Genomic DNA, 14,831 nt, shown 5'->3' on the forward strand with positions numbered 1-14,831 from the left:
TCAATTCCTTTGAGTTTTAACCTTGCGGCCGTACTCCCCAGGCGGTCAACTTCACGCGTTAGCTCCGGTACTAAAAGGTTTTACCCTCCCAACACCTAGTTGACATCGTTTAGGGCGTGGACTACCAGGGTATCTAATCCTGTTTGCTACCCACGCTTTCGTGCATGAGCGTCAGTATTGGCCCAGGGTGCTGCCTTCGCCATCGGTGTTCCTCCACATCTCTACGCATTTCACTGCTACACGTGGAATTCCACCCCCCTCTGCCATACTCTAGCCTGCCAGTCATAAACGCAGTTCCCAGGTTGAGCCCGGGGATTTCACGCCTATCTTAACAAACCGCCTGCGCACGCTTTACGCCCAGTAATTCCGATTAACGCTCGCACCCTACGTATTACCGCGGCTGCTGGCACGTAGTTAGCCGGTGCTTCTTATTCCGGTACCGTCATCCACACAGGGTATTAACCCATGCGTTTTCTTCCCGGCTGAAAGAGCTTTACAACCCGAAGGCCTTCTTCACTCACGCGGCATGGCTGGATCAGGCTTGCGCCCATTGTCCAAAATTCCCCACTGCTGCCTCCCGTAGGAGTCTGGACCGTGTCTCAGTTCCAGTGTGGCGGATCATCCTCTCAGACCCGCTACAGATCGTCGCCTTGGTGAGCCTTTACCTCACCAACTAGCTAATCTGATATCGGCCGCTCAATCAGCGCAAGGTCTTGCGATCCCCTGCTTTCCTGCTCACAGAATATGCGGTATTAGCGTAACTTTCGCTACGTTATCCCCCACTGAAAGGTACGTTCCGATACATTACTCACCCGTTCGCCACTCGCCACCAGGATTGCTCCCGTGCTGCCGTTCGACTTGCATGTGTAAGGCATGCCGCCAGCGTTCAATCTGAGCCAGGATCAAACTCTTCAGTTTAATCCAACATTACTACTCACAATTCACTGACGGTAGAATGTTACTTCTACCTCGATGGATCTCTCCATCCGTGTGATTGCCTTTAATACTTTTGCGTGACCGAAGTCACTAGCATCAAGGCACCCACACCTATCGGTTGTCCAAATTGTTAAAGAACTTCTTTCTTCGCCGCGCCGTTTCTTTCGATCCGTCTGCAGCAGAGAGGCAAGATTATGAAGCAAACCTCACTTCCCGTCAAGCGTTTCGATAAAAACTAAAACACTTTATTTTTTCAACCCCAGAAACAAAACATTGAATTATCAATAACTTTGCCACTGGTTGCGGGAGCAGGACTTGAACCTGCGACCTTCGGGTTATGAGCCCGACGAGCTGCCAACTGCTCCATCCCGCGTCCGTCGAAGAGGGCGCATTATCCAGAGCCATGCCCTGCTCGTCAACAACTATCTGGATAAAAGAGGACTATTTCTTCTCGACCCACTCGATCAGTGATGTCCATTGCTCAATATCCCTACGCAACTTAGCCCGAGGAGGATCGAATACCGTGCAGCCGCCTGCGGCGACATTGACGTAGTTCTGGGTGTTTCTCAAATAGGCGACAATAGGTATATCAAAGTGCTTCAGAAACTCCTCCAACATCGCCGCAGCCTTGGTGCGTGGATCAACTCGCATAGCTACGATACCTACCTTTGTCCGCTGCCCGCGCATCTCACTCCGTATGGAATTAAGAAAATCCTCCGTAGCTGCCATGTCAAAGACCGACGGCACCAATGGGACCAATACTTTATCAACCGATCTCAAATAATCAGTCAGCTTATAACCTTGCAAGCCCGCCGGCGCATCAACAACCACCCAGTCGGCCTCTTTCGGCAAACTCAGTGAAATTTGATTGCCTGCAAAGTAACCAGTAATCGGCGGCAAATCTGGATCGCGAAAGGCCATCCAGCGCAAAGAAGATTGCTGGCGATCCAGATCACATAGCGTGGTCTTTTTCCCCTGATTGGCGAAGTAGCCCGACAAATTCGTCGCCAGCGTTGTCTTGCCCGCACCACCTTTCGGATTTGCAACCAGAACTGCACGCATACCTGCCCCCGTTATTAGTTTGTAGTGGGATTATATTCGCCACCTCAAAACCCTCATAGATGCATAGAATGCAAGCTTTCCTTTTGCAAAACTCATCATGACCACAAAAGCGGCAAGCGATCGTCAAGGCATTCAATCCGTCGAGGTGGGATTTCGCCTCTTGCGAGTACTAGCCGCCACCAATCGCCCGATGATGCTGCGCGACATTGCAAAGGGCGCAGCAATGCCTGCCGCAAAAGCACATAGATATATGGTCAGTTTTTTACGCGTGGGTATCGTCGAGCAGGATGCGAGCAGCGGTCGCTACGATTTGGGGGCTTACGCGTTGGAGTTGGGTCTTTCCGGCTTGGGACGTTTAGATCCCGTTCGGCTTTCCGGTCCTATCCTAGAGGCACTGTGCGAGGAAATACAGGAAACCGTTGCCCTGGCGGTATGGGGCAATCACGGCGCGACCATCGTCAGGATAGTCGACGCAGGCGGCCCCATAACGATTACGCTGCGCTCCGGTACCATTTTGCCCCTATGCAGATCCGCTACTGGCCGTGCCTTTGCAGCCTTCTATCGCTCCCCATTCCTCAAGAAAATGCTGGATGACGAGTTAAAAGAAGCATCCGACGCCAGCAAAACTGCAATCACTACCGTTCGCCGACAACTTGAAAAAAACCTGACAGAAATCCGGGAGCATGGCATTGCTCGCGCCACGGGTAGCCTGACGCCCGGCATCAATGGTTTTAGTGCCCCGGTTTACGACCACACCGGAAGCATGGTCGCGGCAATCACATCACTTGGCACAATGGGCGAATTCAACGTGGAATGGGATAGCCCGGTAGCAAAAGCCATGATCAACGCAGCACAAGGCCTGTCACTGCGACTGGGCCATGGCAGCATGCATGAATAGCATTACAGAAAAGGACTTGCCGAAAAACAAAAAGGCCACTCCGAAGAATGGCCTAACTGTTTGATTTTACTGGTGCCCCCCGAACGGAATCGAACCGCTACCTGATGATTAAAAATCAAAGATTTCGACCATTGAATAGTGTTGAGCGACGTTGAACAAAGCAACAAAATTGCTTAATAATCATTGAATTAAGGTAAATTAGCCGTTGATAGCCATAGCTATAATGTGCGTACACAGAATCTCTCTTGCGTACACAGGAAAGCAAAAATGGCTCGCTCAAAACTGACTGCAGGACGCATCCGAGACTTTCAATACGTCCCTACCCCCAAACAATTGCAGCAGTTTCTACGTGATACGGAGACGCCAGGACTTGCTGTACGTGTGACAGCCGGTACGAAGGCGTTCATCTTTCAGAGCAGACTAAAAGATGGCACTACAATCCGTCGCACTATTGGCGACGTTCGGACGTGGAGCCTTGAAGAAGCGAGACTTGAATCACGAAGACTGCAAATCCTGATCGACCAAGGAACAGATCCGCGAGAACTCGACCGAAAACAATCTGACGATAAAGCTGCCGCCAAGAAAGCCAGCGAAACAGCTCGAATAGAGTCAGAGAACCGTCAGCGTTACACCCTGCGCTCACTCTGCGAGGCATACAGTGATCTTCTTGAAGCACGAGGCAAGGCTCAGACCTCAAGGCAAACCCGCTCCATATTCAAATGCCACGTATTTGAAGCCCAAAAAACAATCGCAGCACTCCCTGCTCGGGAGGTTTCCCCCATCAGATTGCCGCAATAATTCGTCATGTTAGCGAGCAGGGCAAAGACCGCGCTGCCGGAATACTTCGCAGTTACTTGAGCGCAGCCTATAACGCAGCGCGAAAATCCCCTTTCGACGCCAAGTTGCCCTCTGCACTGATCGCCTATGGCATCGAATCAAACCCTGTTGAGCCAGTTTCAACTATTGCAGTAAACCGCGGCAATCGAACCCTTAGTACTGATGAAATGAAGGAGTATGCCAAAGCTCTTGGCGACGAATTGGCCGACCAAGCTCTAAAGCTTGCTCTTTACGCTGGAGGGCAGCGTATGGCCCAGCTACTACGCGTCAAGATCAACTCATACGATGAACAGACACAAACTCTTCGTCTATGGGACGGAAAGGGGAAACGAAGCACTCCCCGCGAACACTTACTCCCGCTAGCACCGCAGGCATCTGCGATTGTTGATGATCTGATAGCCCGCGCAAAATTGATGGAGCAAGACATCGCAGAAAAGGAAGGTCGAGAGCCCGCATTTAGCAATCTCTGGCTATTTTCATCAACAGGAAAAACCCAACTGGTCGAAACAACGCCGGGAAAACGGGTAACAGCCATCTGCAAAGCAATGAAGGGAGAAGCCTTTGACCTCAGGGATATTCGCCGCACATGCGAAACGATGCTGGCCGGACTTGGCATCAACCGCGACACGCGAGCTCAACTGCTCAGTCATGGTCTATCCGGCGTACAGGCGGCGCACTATGATCGCCATACCTACACAGATGAAAAACGCGCCGCTTTAGTTGCATGGGAGCAACGACTAGACGAAATCATTACGGGCAAGAAGATCGTCAAAAAGCCAGCGCGCAAGGCTGCCAAACAAGCCTAAAGAATCATCTATCTTCGCGTGCGTGCCAAAGCCGAAGCATATAGATCGTCGAAGCTTGAATTTCGTACCGCATCTCATATTGCCCGACGAGTATTCGCCTCACTTCGCGCGGTTCAAATTCTTCCAGCTTTTCACCGATGCGGGGGTTTTGCAGCAATGTTGCCGGTGCAGCAGTCAGCGATTGCACAGTCCGTGCCGCAGCTACCTTATTAACTGGCGCAAGAAACTCATATAGGCGCGCCAAGTCTGACAGCGCCTTACTCGTCCATTTCAGCTCCATTACCGGGGAACTGGTAGTGGCCGATCGCTACTCAGGCTTTCAGCCCAAGCTTGCACAGACTGGTGGTCGATGACTAGCCCCGCATCTACGTCAGCCATGGCCTCACGAGTCAAACGACTTCGCTCTTCCTCTTGAACAACCCAGGCGGTCAATGCTTGCTTGACGATCCAGCCACGCGACCGCTCTAGGCGAGCAGCCATTTGATCCACTTTTTCAGCAAGAGGCAACGGCACGTGCGCCGTGAGCACTTTGGTTTCTGCGTGCGCCATACTTCACTCCCGTAAGACTTCGTCAGAAATCATCATAGTGATTAAGATTGATTAAAACAAGATCGGACAAACCAGAATTTCTTCCTCACCACCATCTGACAGTCCAAAAATATCAGTCACCAAATTTAAATGAATGGCCGGTGACTCAACGGATCGCTCATGAACATCGTGCTCCGAGGAATTCAGGCGACTCTGAAAGAAAATGAAAAAGTCTGGCTGCAGCCAGACCCATACTTGTATCGCTAGCGGTGCATAGAAGAAGCCTTCGAGTTGACCAGGCATCAACCAATGGCCGGATTAAGGCTCGATCAGTGGCAAGTCGAAATGCGGCTACTTCAGGAATTACTGCTACACCCACACCCTCAATGACGAGATTCACCACATCTTCAAGACTACGCATCCGTATGCGGTGATGAATTCCGCGACCATGATGCAAAGCTTGGTTTTGAAGAAATCGACTCAAGCCACTTTCCGCTGGTAATCCAACGAATGGCAGTTCCAGCAAATCGACAAATGAAACCGCACTCAGCGCCCCGCTCTCATTCCCTATCGGCATGATTGCAACCAGACGATCGGTCCGGAATAACTGCGTCTTAAGCCCTTCCGTTCCAACATAATCAGCAACAATTCCGATATCAGCCTGTTCCTGGTGCATCGCCGACAACACATCGTGGCTATTCAACTCACGCAGGTCGATATCAATATCACAATGATGTATCAGGAACTGACCAACCAAACGTGGAAGATAAATACGCTTTCATCAAAAACTAACTGCCCGAGAGAATATGACGATCCAATCTATAAAATCGGATGTTACAAATCGCTGGTTCAACCGGCCATTGGTTTTCGTCGTTGCTGGTGGCTTGATAATGGGACTGGCACTCGGGGTTCGTCACGCGACTGGAATATTTCAAGTACCAATTACGATGGGTAATGGGTGGACACGCGAAGTCTTCGGTTTTTCTATCGCAATACAGAACCTGATCTGGGGCGTAGCCCAGCCGTTTACAGGCATGTTGGCAGATCGGTTTGGCTCAATGCGCGTGATTATCGCCGGCCTTGTCTTTTACGCTGTCGGCCTCGCCCTTATGAGTATTGCTACCACCCCATTGGCCTTCACACTCACTGCGGGTTTGTGCATAGGAATTGCGCTTTCTGGCACGTCGTTTGGTGTTATTTATGGCGCACTCAGCCGCATGGTGTCTCCCGATCGGCGTAGTTGGGCACTCGGTCTGGCCGGCGCCGTTGGTGGATTTGGCCAATTTGCCATGGTGCCGTTGGCCCAAGGACTAATCAATTCACTGACATGGTCTGGTGCCTTAGTGGCACTGGCGGTGATATGCGCGATGTTTCTACCTTTGGCATTGCCCATGAGAGAAAGTGCGGCGCCATCACCAGTTCATGGTGCAGATCAAACGATGCACGAAGCACTAATCGAAGCATTCCGACATCGCGGGTTCTGGCTACTGAATCTGGGCTTTTTAGCCTGCGGCTTCCAATTAGCCTTCATTGCCTCGCATTTACCGGCCTACCTGCTGGACAAGGGTATGTCAGGAAACGTGGCGGTTGCCGGATTGGCGATCATTGCCTTAAGTAACGTGGCGGGCACTTATTGCTGTGGCGTGCTCGGTGGTCTATTTCGGCGCAAATACCTGCTCTCCGGAATTTATCTGGTGCGATCCCTGGTCATGGCACTTTTCGTTCTAATGCCTTTGACAACCTGGAGCCTCTATCTCTTTTGTGCGGCGATGGGCTTCATCTGGCTGGGTAAGCGCAAGCCCAAGCATGAGCCTGTCTTATAATCAGCAGAAAAATGTGAAAGCCCACTTTGATTTAACGAAGTGAGCGATTTCCCCCGTCACGGGGGCGTCACTTGAGCGCAGCACAACAGCAACCTAGGAGGCTACGAGTAATGAAACAAGCGCGTGGAGGAATTGTTGCTGGTGCTGCCCCTGTGCTGCCCAGAGCAGAAACAAAAAAGGCTCACATCTCTGTAAGCCTTGATTTTACTGGTGCCCCCGAACGGAATCGAACCGCTACCTGATGATTACAAATCAACTGCACGACCTTCATGCTACGGGGGCCCAAGCGATGGGGCAAGATTATAGCTTGATCATTCAAATTTCGTAATGACTACACTCACCAATCCATTTGAAATTGCCCGCGAAACGCTGCGCCTACTCGCGACGCGTCGCATTCCGCCTTCGCCGGACAATTATCTGACGCTGTACCATGAGATTGCCGGGACTAAACCTTCGAGCAATTCGTTTCCGGAAGAACAACTACGCTCACTTGCTGCCGCGCTCCCAAAGGCCTCTCCGGATCAGCTGCGGCTAGCCCGCCAACTAGATGAAGCCGTCAAATCCGCCAACTGGACGGACTACAAAAAGTACCTGATAGAATTTATCGCCGCCCTCGCCGAATCGCAAAAACTGGGATGGTCAGACCTCATCGCCGACCTCCTAAAGCAATGGGAAGCCAAGCACCAAGGACTAACCAGCACACGCAAGCGTGAGTCGCTCGAACATATACTCACCAGTAGCGGCGCCAACCCCGACACACTCTTCAATCGCCTGCAAAGCCTCATGCGCTCTTGGGGTCAGGGCAAAGCCAGCGAAAGCAGCAACTTATCCAATCCATCTGAAACAGAAAATTCCGAAATCGGCGAAATTTCCGGGTTGACCGCCGCAAGCACAGATTTGCTGCCCGAACTCCGCGAACTTTTTGCCTTTACGCTCGAAACCGCCATGGCAACCCAGTTGCTCGAAAGCCCACAGCTTTCGTCAGACGCCAAGGTGTTGGCCAAAGACATACGCACCGCCGTCACTCCGGAACAATTGCAAGAGTTCCTCACACGCCTGAAACGCTTCGCTTTCAAGCTCGAACTGCTGGCAGAAGACCAGACCGAACTCCGCCTTAGCCTGCTCAACCTGCTTCGACTGCTGGTCACCAACATCACCGAACTCGTCCTCGACGACCACTGGCTACACGGGCAAATAGAAGTCGTGCGCGAAATCATCGACAAGCCGCTCTCGCAGCGCGCCCTCGACGATGCCGAACGCCGCCTGAAAGAAGTTCTGTTTAAACAGGCACAACTCAAGTCCAGCCTCTCCGAAGCTCGGGACGCCATCAAAAGCATGCTGGCCGGCTTTGTCGACCACCTAGCCGACTTTGCCGAAGCCACTTCCGACTATCACGACAAGATTGAAAACTGCGCTGAAAAGATCAGTTCCGCCAACGACATCTCCGAACTCGAGACCGTCCTCGGCGAAGTTATGCGCGAAACCCGAACCATTCAGATCAATGCCCAACGTTCGCGCGACGAGTTGCGCTCGACGCAGCAAAAAGTTCAGGAATCCGAAGCCCGCATCCAGGAACTAGAACGGGAACTCGAAGCCACCAGCGACCTCGTCCGCCACGATCAACTGACCGGAGTACTCAACCGCCGCGGCCTGGAAGAAACCTTCGCCAAGGAAGCAGCCCGTGCCACGCGCCACGACACCACCCTCTGTGTCGCACTGATCGACATCGACAATTTCAAGAAACTCAACGACTCCATGGGCCACGATGCCGGAGACGAAGCGCTGATCCACCTCGCCAGCATCTGCCGGCAAACCTTGCGTCCGCAAGACACTGTCGCCCGCTATGGCGGAGAAGAGTTCATTATCCTGCTGCCCGACACTTCATTGGACGATGCGGTCGTCGCACTTACTCGCCTGCAGCGCGAACTCACCAAAAAGTTTTTCCTGCACGCCAACGAAAAAGTGCTAATCACCTTCAGCGCTGGCGTCACGCAAATGCTGGCTACGGACAATCAGACCAGCGTAATCAAGCGCGCCGATGGCGCCATGTACCAAGCCAAGCAAACCGGAAAAAATCGGGTCGTTTCCGCAAACTAGCCCCCCCAACACGCAATGATAGCAGCGCACCCGACCAACGAGAGCGCTGCCAAGACACGTCCATATTAATAGGCTCAACACCACCAAAACGATCTCCTGCGCCCAACTGCAAAAAACATCAAAAATGTGGCTAAAGTTTTTTTTGTGGCAGCCGTTAATAGATTCAAGGGCAGCAAATCAGGCCCGTCAAACCGCCAGGCCTCTGGCAATGTGAAAAGAATTTTTTAGGAGAAGATCATGTCCTCTGTTATCAGTACCAACGTTGCCTCACTCAACGCCCAACGTAACCTGGGCACCTCCCAAACTTCACTGGCCACGTCTTTGCAACGTCTATCTTCCGGCATGCGCATCAATAGTGCCAAAGACGACGCCGCCGGCCTGGCGATTTCCCAGCGCATGACCTCGCAAATCAACGGCTTGAATCAAGCCGTCGCCAATGCCAACGATGGCATCTCCCTCGCGCAAACGGCTGAGGGCGCACTTTCTTCGTCAGGCGACATCCTGCAACGTATTCGCCAACTGGCCGTTCAGTCATCCAATGCAACGAACTCCGCCAGCGATCGCCAAGCCATCCAGGCCGAAGTCGGTCAGCTGACCTCCGAATTGGATCGCATCTCCACCTCCACCCAGTTCAACGGTCAAAACCTGTTGGATGGAACGCTAGGCACGCTCAACTTCCAAGTTGGTGCCAATGCCAATCAGACAATTTCCGCCACCGGCACCAATTTCCGCACTAGCAATTATGGCGATAATCGGGTTGCGGAAGACACCGTGCAAGCCAAGGCCACGACCAACGTAGTTGCGGCCAAAGACATTACCGTTGCTGGCTATCTAGGCTCTTCAAAATACACGACGACGGCCACCGATACCGCGAAATCGATTGCAGCAGGCATCAATGGCATTACATCAAAAACCGGTGTCACAGCTACCGCGGTGACCGATGTGAATTTGAGCCTCGGTGCAGAAAGCTATTCGTTCAGTATTAAATCCGATAACACGACAGCAGTTACCGTATCTTTCAGCGTTGGTGGAACGGCTTCTACGTCTGACGACTTCTCAAGCGCCGTATCAGCGATCAACGCCGCGACATCCAAGACTGGTGTAACTGCACAATATGACAGTGCTTTGGGTGGTTTGAAACTTACCAACGCCAGCGGCAACGACATCACTCTCACCAATGGTGCCACTGCAAACACAAAATTCAACGTTGCCACCTACAAGGCCGATAATTCTGCACTGATAGCCAGCCCGCTTGATACCAAAGGTGCCGCGGCAGTAGCAGTTGTGAATGGCCGCGTCACTCTCGACTCGCAGAACAGCTTTGCTGTGACTGACGCCGGAAGTGGTCTCAAAGTAGACGGTGGCGCACTTAAGGCTTCGACGCTCAAAACTGTAGCTAGTCTTGATGTAACCACCTACGACAATTCGCAACTGGCATTAGCCATCGTCGATTCCGCCTTGGCTTCCGTGAATAATCAGCGCGCCCAGTATGGTGCTCTGCAAAACCGCTTCCAGAGCACCGTCAGCAATCTGCAAACCACGTCTGAAAATCTGTCTGCATCCCGCAGCCGCATCCAGGACACCGACTTTGCGGCAGAAACCGCCAACATGACCCGCGGCCAGATCCTGCAACAAGCCGGTACCGCTATGCTGGCCCAGGCCAACCAGTTGCCGCAGAGCGTTCTCTCCCTGCTCAAGTAAGCAACCGGCTGACTGATTAGCAGTCAAACAGTGCAAGGCGCGGTTGCGGTAACGCAATCGCGCCTCTTGCCTATATGACAGGAGTAGCATCATGGAAATTAGTCCAAGCAACCTACCGGGCCTGACCGGACAAGTCTTTCCTACCAACAGCGGGCCGGAACGTTCCCGGACGGCCGCCGCAGGAGCAGCGGTTGCTGCGCCAGATAAGCAACTGGCCAAGGCGCCAGCAGTGAGTCAGGCCGAACTGCAAGATGCAGTCACAACCAGTAATAATTTTCTAAAAACCGTGACCAATGCCGTCGAATTCAGTATCGACAAGGACTCTGGCAATACGGTAGTCAAAGTCGTGGATATTGCGACCAAAGAAGTCATTCGCCAATATCCGTCAGAAGAAATGCTGGCAATTGCCAAAGCGCTCGATAATATTCAAGGTCTGTTGATCAAACAGAAGGCGTAAAGTGGGGAAGCTGCATGTGCAGCAAGGTTTGTTAAGGAGATTTAAATGGCCGTCACTTCTTTAGGTGTGGGATCCGGGCTTGACCTGGAAGGAATGCTCACCAAGTTGATGCAGGTAGAGCAGCAGCCATTGACTCTCCTGCAAAAGAAACAAGCCTCATATCAGTCCAAAATTTCTGCACTGGGCACGCTGCAGAGCTCACTCGCGACGTTGCAAACAGCAGCCGCCGGCCTGACACCAAGCGCCACCCAAACAGCAACCGAAAAGTTCGCTTCCTACAGCGCCAGCGTAGCCGACTCGACGATTGCTTCTGCTTCGGCCACAAAAGGCGCAGTGGCCGGCACCTATAGCCTGGAGGTATCCAACCTGGCGTCGGCACAGCGCCTGGTCAGCCCGGCATCCGCCTTTACTGCTGCCGATACAGCCTTGAATCTGGATGCAGGCACGCTGAAAATCGAATTTGGCAAGCTAACCGCCGCTACGACCACCCCGGTTGCGGCTGCAACTTACACACCAGATTCCACACGTGAGCTGAATATCACAATTCCGGCCAGCGCGTCCCTCAACGATATTCGTGATGCCATCAACGCCGCGAACGGTGGCATTTCAGCCACCATCGTTACCGGTACGAATGGACCGCAACTGGTGCTGACCAGCCTGAAAGAGGGAACCGACAATGTCATGCAACTGTCTGGCCTGACGGGAACAGACGCTGGCAACTTTAATTTTGACCCACTGGCACCTGCAGTCGGCACGCTTTCTGAAACCGCAGCTGGCGGCCACTCAGCAAGCAATGCTGCATTCACGCTGAACGGCATCGCCGGCACTAGCAGTACAAATGCGGTCACCAGCGTACTTGACGGTGTCACCCTGAACCTCAGCAAGACCAATGTTGGCACCCCAACAACGATTACCGTCAGCCAGAATACGACATCAGGCCTGACGTCCGCCCTGCAAGCCTTCGTCAAGGCCTACAACGATGCCAATTCGACCATGGGCGGCCTGGGCACCTACAACGCCACCACCAAGATTGCTGGTGCCCTGCAAGGTGACTCATCCTTGCGTACTGCACAAAGCCAGGTTCGATCCCAATTGTTTGGAACAGTGGCCGGCGGCTCATCAGCCTATCAACGCCTTTCCGATATTGGCGTCTCCGTCGCCAAGGACGGCACGATGTCTCTCGATACGACCAAGCTCAGCGCCGCTGCCAACAGCGATTTTACCGGTGTCGCCAATCTGGTCGCCAAGGTTGGTGACACCTATAACAAGACACTGGAAGGCATTGTCGGGACAACGGGAAGTCTGGTCTCTGCAACAACCGGTGTCACCCGCATGATCAAGGACCTGACGAACCGACAGAACACGCTCTCAGACCGACTGACCAAAATTGAAGCGAATTACCGCAAACAGTTTACGGCATTGGATACGCTAGTAGCCAGCATGAACAAGACAAGCACCTATCTCACCCAGCAACTGGCATCCCTGAGCAAGACGACCTCATCATAAGGAATGAAGCAATGTTTGGCATGATGCGCAGCCCCGCCCAAAGTTACGCAACCGTGGGCATTGACGTTGCTGTGGAAACAGCTGACCCGCATCGTCTGATCCTGATGCTTTTCGATGGCGCCATCGCGGCAACCACAATTGCCAAAATGCACATGGAACACGGTGACATCCCGCAAAAAGGCACGAAAATATCGAAAGCCATTGATCTGATCAGCAGTGGTTTACGTGCAAGCCTGGATCTTGAATCAGGCGGCCAACTCGCTGAGCACTTGGCGGCACTTTACGATTACATGGTTCAGCGCCTGTTCTGGGCAAATGCAAAGAATGAGGTTGCGGCTTTGGACGAAGTAACCACACTTCTGATTGAACTCAGGGACGCCTGGGCTCAGATTTCGCCCAACGACCAAGCTGCTGCTTAAAACATGAGTCAACTGGCCAGCTACACAAAGCTGCTGATGCTCTCCAAGCAAATGCGTGAATTGGCAAAACAGCAGCAATGGGAAAGCCTGGCAACGATGGAAGGTGAACGAGCAGCGCTTCTCGCAGCGACTTCCACAATAAACACGGCGTTGGCATCTGCTGAAATTTCAGCCATTGGTGCCTGTATTCGCCAAATTCAAGAATGCGACCGAGCCATTCTCGACTACGTCACCCCTTGGCGGGAGCACGCTGAAAAGCTTCTCTCCCGTCTTGAATCCAAGCAATAACGCGCGCAAATGATCCCGCCGGACGTCGCTAACGCACTGCGGCTTCAAATTCCCGACCAGGCGAAGGTTGCGGCCCAACAGCCTCAGAATCAGCCGGTCGCCGCCGTACAGCAGATTACCGATGTATTAAGTAATCTGGTTCCCGGCCAGCGCATCCTTGCCGAAATTCAGGCACTGTTGCCGAATGGCAGTTATCGGGCGGTTGTAGGGCAGCGGGACATTACGCTCTCGCTCCCATTTTCAGCAAAACCCGGGGATACGCTCGAACTGGAGGTCACCGAAAGCGACGGTAAGCTGACGCTGGCGTTTGTCACCAACCGCTCTGATAGTGCGGCTGCAAAAGCGCCCCCTGAATCAGCGTCAACCTCGCTCAGTACTGCAGGCAAGCTGATCGGCGACCTGATGGGCAATATCCAGACCGATGGCAAGCGTGCGCCCGCAGCCCCCCTTAATAACGCACAGCCCCTGGTCGAAACGATGCCCAAAACCGCTGCCGACCTGGTGCCTGTACTCAAACAGGCACTGACTGAAAGCGGTATGTTTTATGAGGCGCATCAGGCGCGCTGGGTGGCAGGAGAGTTCCCGACCGAAAACCTGAAACAAGAGCCGCAGGGTAAACTTTCTTCTGCGCAGACGAATGCTACGGTCAACCCGGAAAATACGCCAAAAACCAATAATTTGCCCAATGCCGAACCGGCAAGCAACACCGCACCCACAACCGCTTCCCGAGCCGAGCCAAGCGCGGGAACAGCTGTTCCGCGCGACTTGATGCCTATTGTCCAACAACAGCTGGACGGCTTGGCAACCCAGAATTTCGCCTGGCAAGGCCAGGTCTGGCCGGGACAACAGATGCGCTGGGAGATTGGCGAAAACCAGGACGACTCGCGCTCATCCAGCAGCGACGAAATTCAGCGCTGGCAAACTCGCCTCAAACTGTCCCTGCCGCAGCTTGGGGATATCGACATCACACTCAACCTGAAAGCGGGCGGCGAGGTCCGGGTTGCCGTCACTGCAGGCACCGAATCAAGCGAAACTCGCCTGCGAGACGAAGTACAGCAGCTACGCAAGCAATTTGAGGCAGCAGGCCTGAATCTAACCGAAGTGTCAGTTCAGCATGACGAAGCCGCCGATTGATCCCACACGCGAGGCTATCGCCCTCGCCTACAGTCAGACTGACGCCGCACCGAGGGTGGTCGCCCGGGGAAAGGGGCTCGTAGCCGAACAAATCATCGCCAGAGCCAAGGAACATGGCGTCTACGTCCATGAATCACCTGAATTGGTTGCACTTCTGACTCAGGTAGATATCGACGAACATATTCCACCGCAACTTTACATGGCGATTGCCGAGTTGCTGGCTTGGCTCTACCGGATCGAAAACGGCGGCACAGCAATAGACGCCCCAATTTGAATCGCCTGCGGTAACAGCAGCCGCCATGATGGTTTACCATGGCGAAATACGCTTAATGATTGCCC

At 53.2% G+C, this 14,831-nt stretch carries 14 protein-coding genes, 2 tRNA genes, 1 rRNA gene and 1 pseudogene (1 of these 18 cut by a window edge); 11 read left to right on the forward strand and 7 right to left on the reverse strand.

Going from position 1 to position 14,831, the window contains the following annotated elements:
• From IPJ12_05365 to IPJ12_05375, 3 genes are all read right to left on the reverse strand, one after another.
• A 16S ribosomal RNA gene (locus IPJ12_05365) occupies nt 1-918 on the reverse strand; it reaches 621 nt to the left of the window's first position.
• A gap of 315 nt (nt 919-1,233) precedes the next feature.
• A tRNA-Met gene (locus IPJ12_05370) sits at nt 1,234-1,309 on the reverse strand.
• Between the two features lie 68 nt (nt 1,310-1,377).
• Entirely contained in the window at nt 1,378-1,998 is a 621-nt protein-coding gene (locus tag IPJ12_05375) for an AAA family ATPase (protein ID MBK7646590.1), read from the reverse strand.
• A 97-nt stretch (nt 1,999-2,095) separates the two neighbouring features.
• Here IPJ12_05375 and IPJ12_05380 point away from each other — a divergent pair, with 97 nt between their 5' ends.
• On the forward strand, nt 2,096-2,896 hold the full coding sequence (locus tag IPJ12_05380) for an IclR family transcriptional regulator (protein ID MBK7646591.1): 801 nt from the start codon (nt 2,096-2,098) through the stop codon (nt 2,894-2,896).
• A gap of 267 nt (nt 2,897-3,163) precedes the next feature.
• Nucleotides 3,164-4,539, forward strand: a pseudogene (locus IPJ12_05385) (integrase family protein).
• A 4-nt stretch (nt 4,540-4,543) separates the two neighbouring features.
• Here the strand turns inward: IPJ12_05385 and IPJ12_05390 are convergent.
• The 3 genes from IPJ12_05390 to IPJ12_05400 all read right to left on the reverse strand — a co-directional run bounded on the left by IPJ12_05390 (nt 4,544) and on the right by IPJ12_05400 (nt 5,839).
• Nucleotides 4,544-4,819, reverse strand: a complete 276-nt coding sequence (locus IPJ12_05390) for a type II toxin-antitoxin system RelE/ParE family toxin (protein ID MBK7646592.1) — start codon at nt 4,817-4,819, stop codon at nt 4,544-4,546.
• Nucleotides 4,819-5,088, reverse strand: coding sequence for a ribbon-helix-helix protein, CopG family (locus IPJ12_05395; protein ID MBK7646593.1), 270 nt, complete (start codon nt 5,086-5,088; stop codon nt 4,819-4,821). Before IPJ12_05395 ends, IPJ12_05390 begins: the two co-directional genes overlap by 1 nt.
• A gap of 157 nt (nt 5,089-5,245) precedes the next feature.
• Nucleotides 5,246-5,839 (reverse strand): hypothetical protein, encoded by a 594-nt coding sequence (locus IPJ12_05400; protein MBK7646594.1) that lies wholly within the window; start codon nt 5,837-5,839, stop codon nt 5,246-5,248.
• Nucleotides 5,840-5,957: 118 nt separating this feature from the next.
• Here IPJ12_05400 and IPJ12_05405 point away from each other — a divergent pair, with 118 nt between their 5' ends.
• Nucleotides 5,958-6,890 (forward strand): MFS transporter, encoded by a 933-nt coding sequence (locus IPJ12_05405; GenBank protein ID MBK7646595.1) that lies wholly within the window; start codon nt 5,958-5,960, stop codon nt 6,888-6,890.
• A 208-nt stretch (nt 6,891-7,098) separates the two neighbouring features.
• Here IPJ12_05405 and IPJ12_05410 read toward each other — a convergent pair.
• Nucleotides 7,099-7,172 (reverse strand) — tRNA-Thr (locus IPJ12_05410).
• A 45-nt stretch (nt 7,173-7,217) separates the two neighbouring features.
• On the opposite strand from IPJ12_05410, the gene IPJ12_05415 reads away from it, so the two are divergent.
• The 8 genes from IPJ12_05415 to IPJ12_05450 all read left to right on the forward strand — a co-directional run bounded on the left by IPJ12_05415 (nt 7,218) and on the right by IPJ12_05450 (nt 14,766).
• Nucleotides 7,218-8,987, forward strand: coding sequence for a diguanylate cyclase (locus IPJ12_05415; GenBank protein ID MBK7646596.1), 1,770 nt, complete (start codon nt 7,218-7,220; stop codon nt 8,985-8,987).
• Nucleotides 8,988-9,224: 237 nt separating this feature from the next.
• Nucleotides 9,225-10,688 carry a flagellin gene (locus tag IPJ12_05420; GenBank protein ID MBK7646597.1) on the forward strand — a complete coding sequence of 488 codons (1,464 nt, stop codon included), beginning with the start codon at nt 9,225-9,227 and terminating at the stop codon, nt 10,686-10,688.
• 91 nt (nt 10,689-10,779) lie between these two features.
• Nucleotides 10,780-11,145, forward strand: coding sequence for a flagellar protein FlaG (locus tag IPJ12_05425; protein ID MBK7646598.1), 366 nt, complete (start codon nt 10,780-10,782; stop codon nt 11,143-11,145).
• A 45-nt stretch (nt 11,146-11,190) separates the two neighbouring features.
• Nucleotides 11,191-12,651: a flagellar filament capping protein FliD gene (fliD, locus tag IPJ12_05430; protein ID MBK7646599.1), complete on the forward strand. Its 1,461-nt coding sequence runs from the start codon at nt 11,191-11,193 to the stop codon at nt 12,649-12,651.
• 11 nt (nt 12,652-12,662) lie between these two features.
• Complete coding sequence (fliS, locus tag IPJ12_05435) at nt 12,663-13,070, forward strand: flagellar export chaperone FliS (GenBank protein ID MBK7646600.1); 408 nt, start codon at nt 12,663-12,665, stop codon at nt 13,068-13,070.
• 3 nt (nt 13,071-13,073) lie between these two features.
• Nucleotides 13,074-13,358: a flagellar protein FliT gene (locus IPJ12_05440; GenBank protein ID MBK7646601.1), complete on the forward strand. Its 285-nt coding sequence runs from the start codon at nt 13,074-13,076 to the stop codon at nt 13,356-13,358.
• Nucleotides 13,359-13,367: 9 nt separating this feature from the next.
• Nucleotides 13,368-14,492 (forward strand): flagellar hook-length control protein FliK, encoded by a 1,125-nt coding sequence (locus IPJ12_05445; GenBank protein ID MBK7646602.1) that lies wholly within the window; start codon nt 13,368-13,370, stop codon nt 14,490-14,492.
• Nucleotides 14,473-14,766 (forward strand): EscU/YscU/HrcU family type III secretion system export apparatus switch protein, encoded by a 294-nt coding sequence (locus tag IPJ12_05450; GenBank protein ID MBK7646603.1) that lies wholly within the window; start codon nt 14,473-14,475, stop codon nt 14,764-14,766. The genes IPJ12_05445 and IPJ12_05450 overlap by 20 nt, the downstream gene beginning before the upstream one ends.
• Nucleotides 14,767-14,831 lie beyond the last annotated feature (65 nt).

It is taken from the genome of Betaproteobacteria bacterium (assembly GCA_016709965.1).
GTDB classification, from domain to species: domain Bacteria; phylum Pseudomonadota; class Gammaproteobacteria; order Burkholderiales; family Rhodocyclaceae; genus Azonexus; species Azonexus amarohabitans.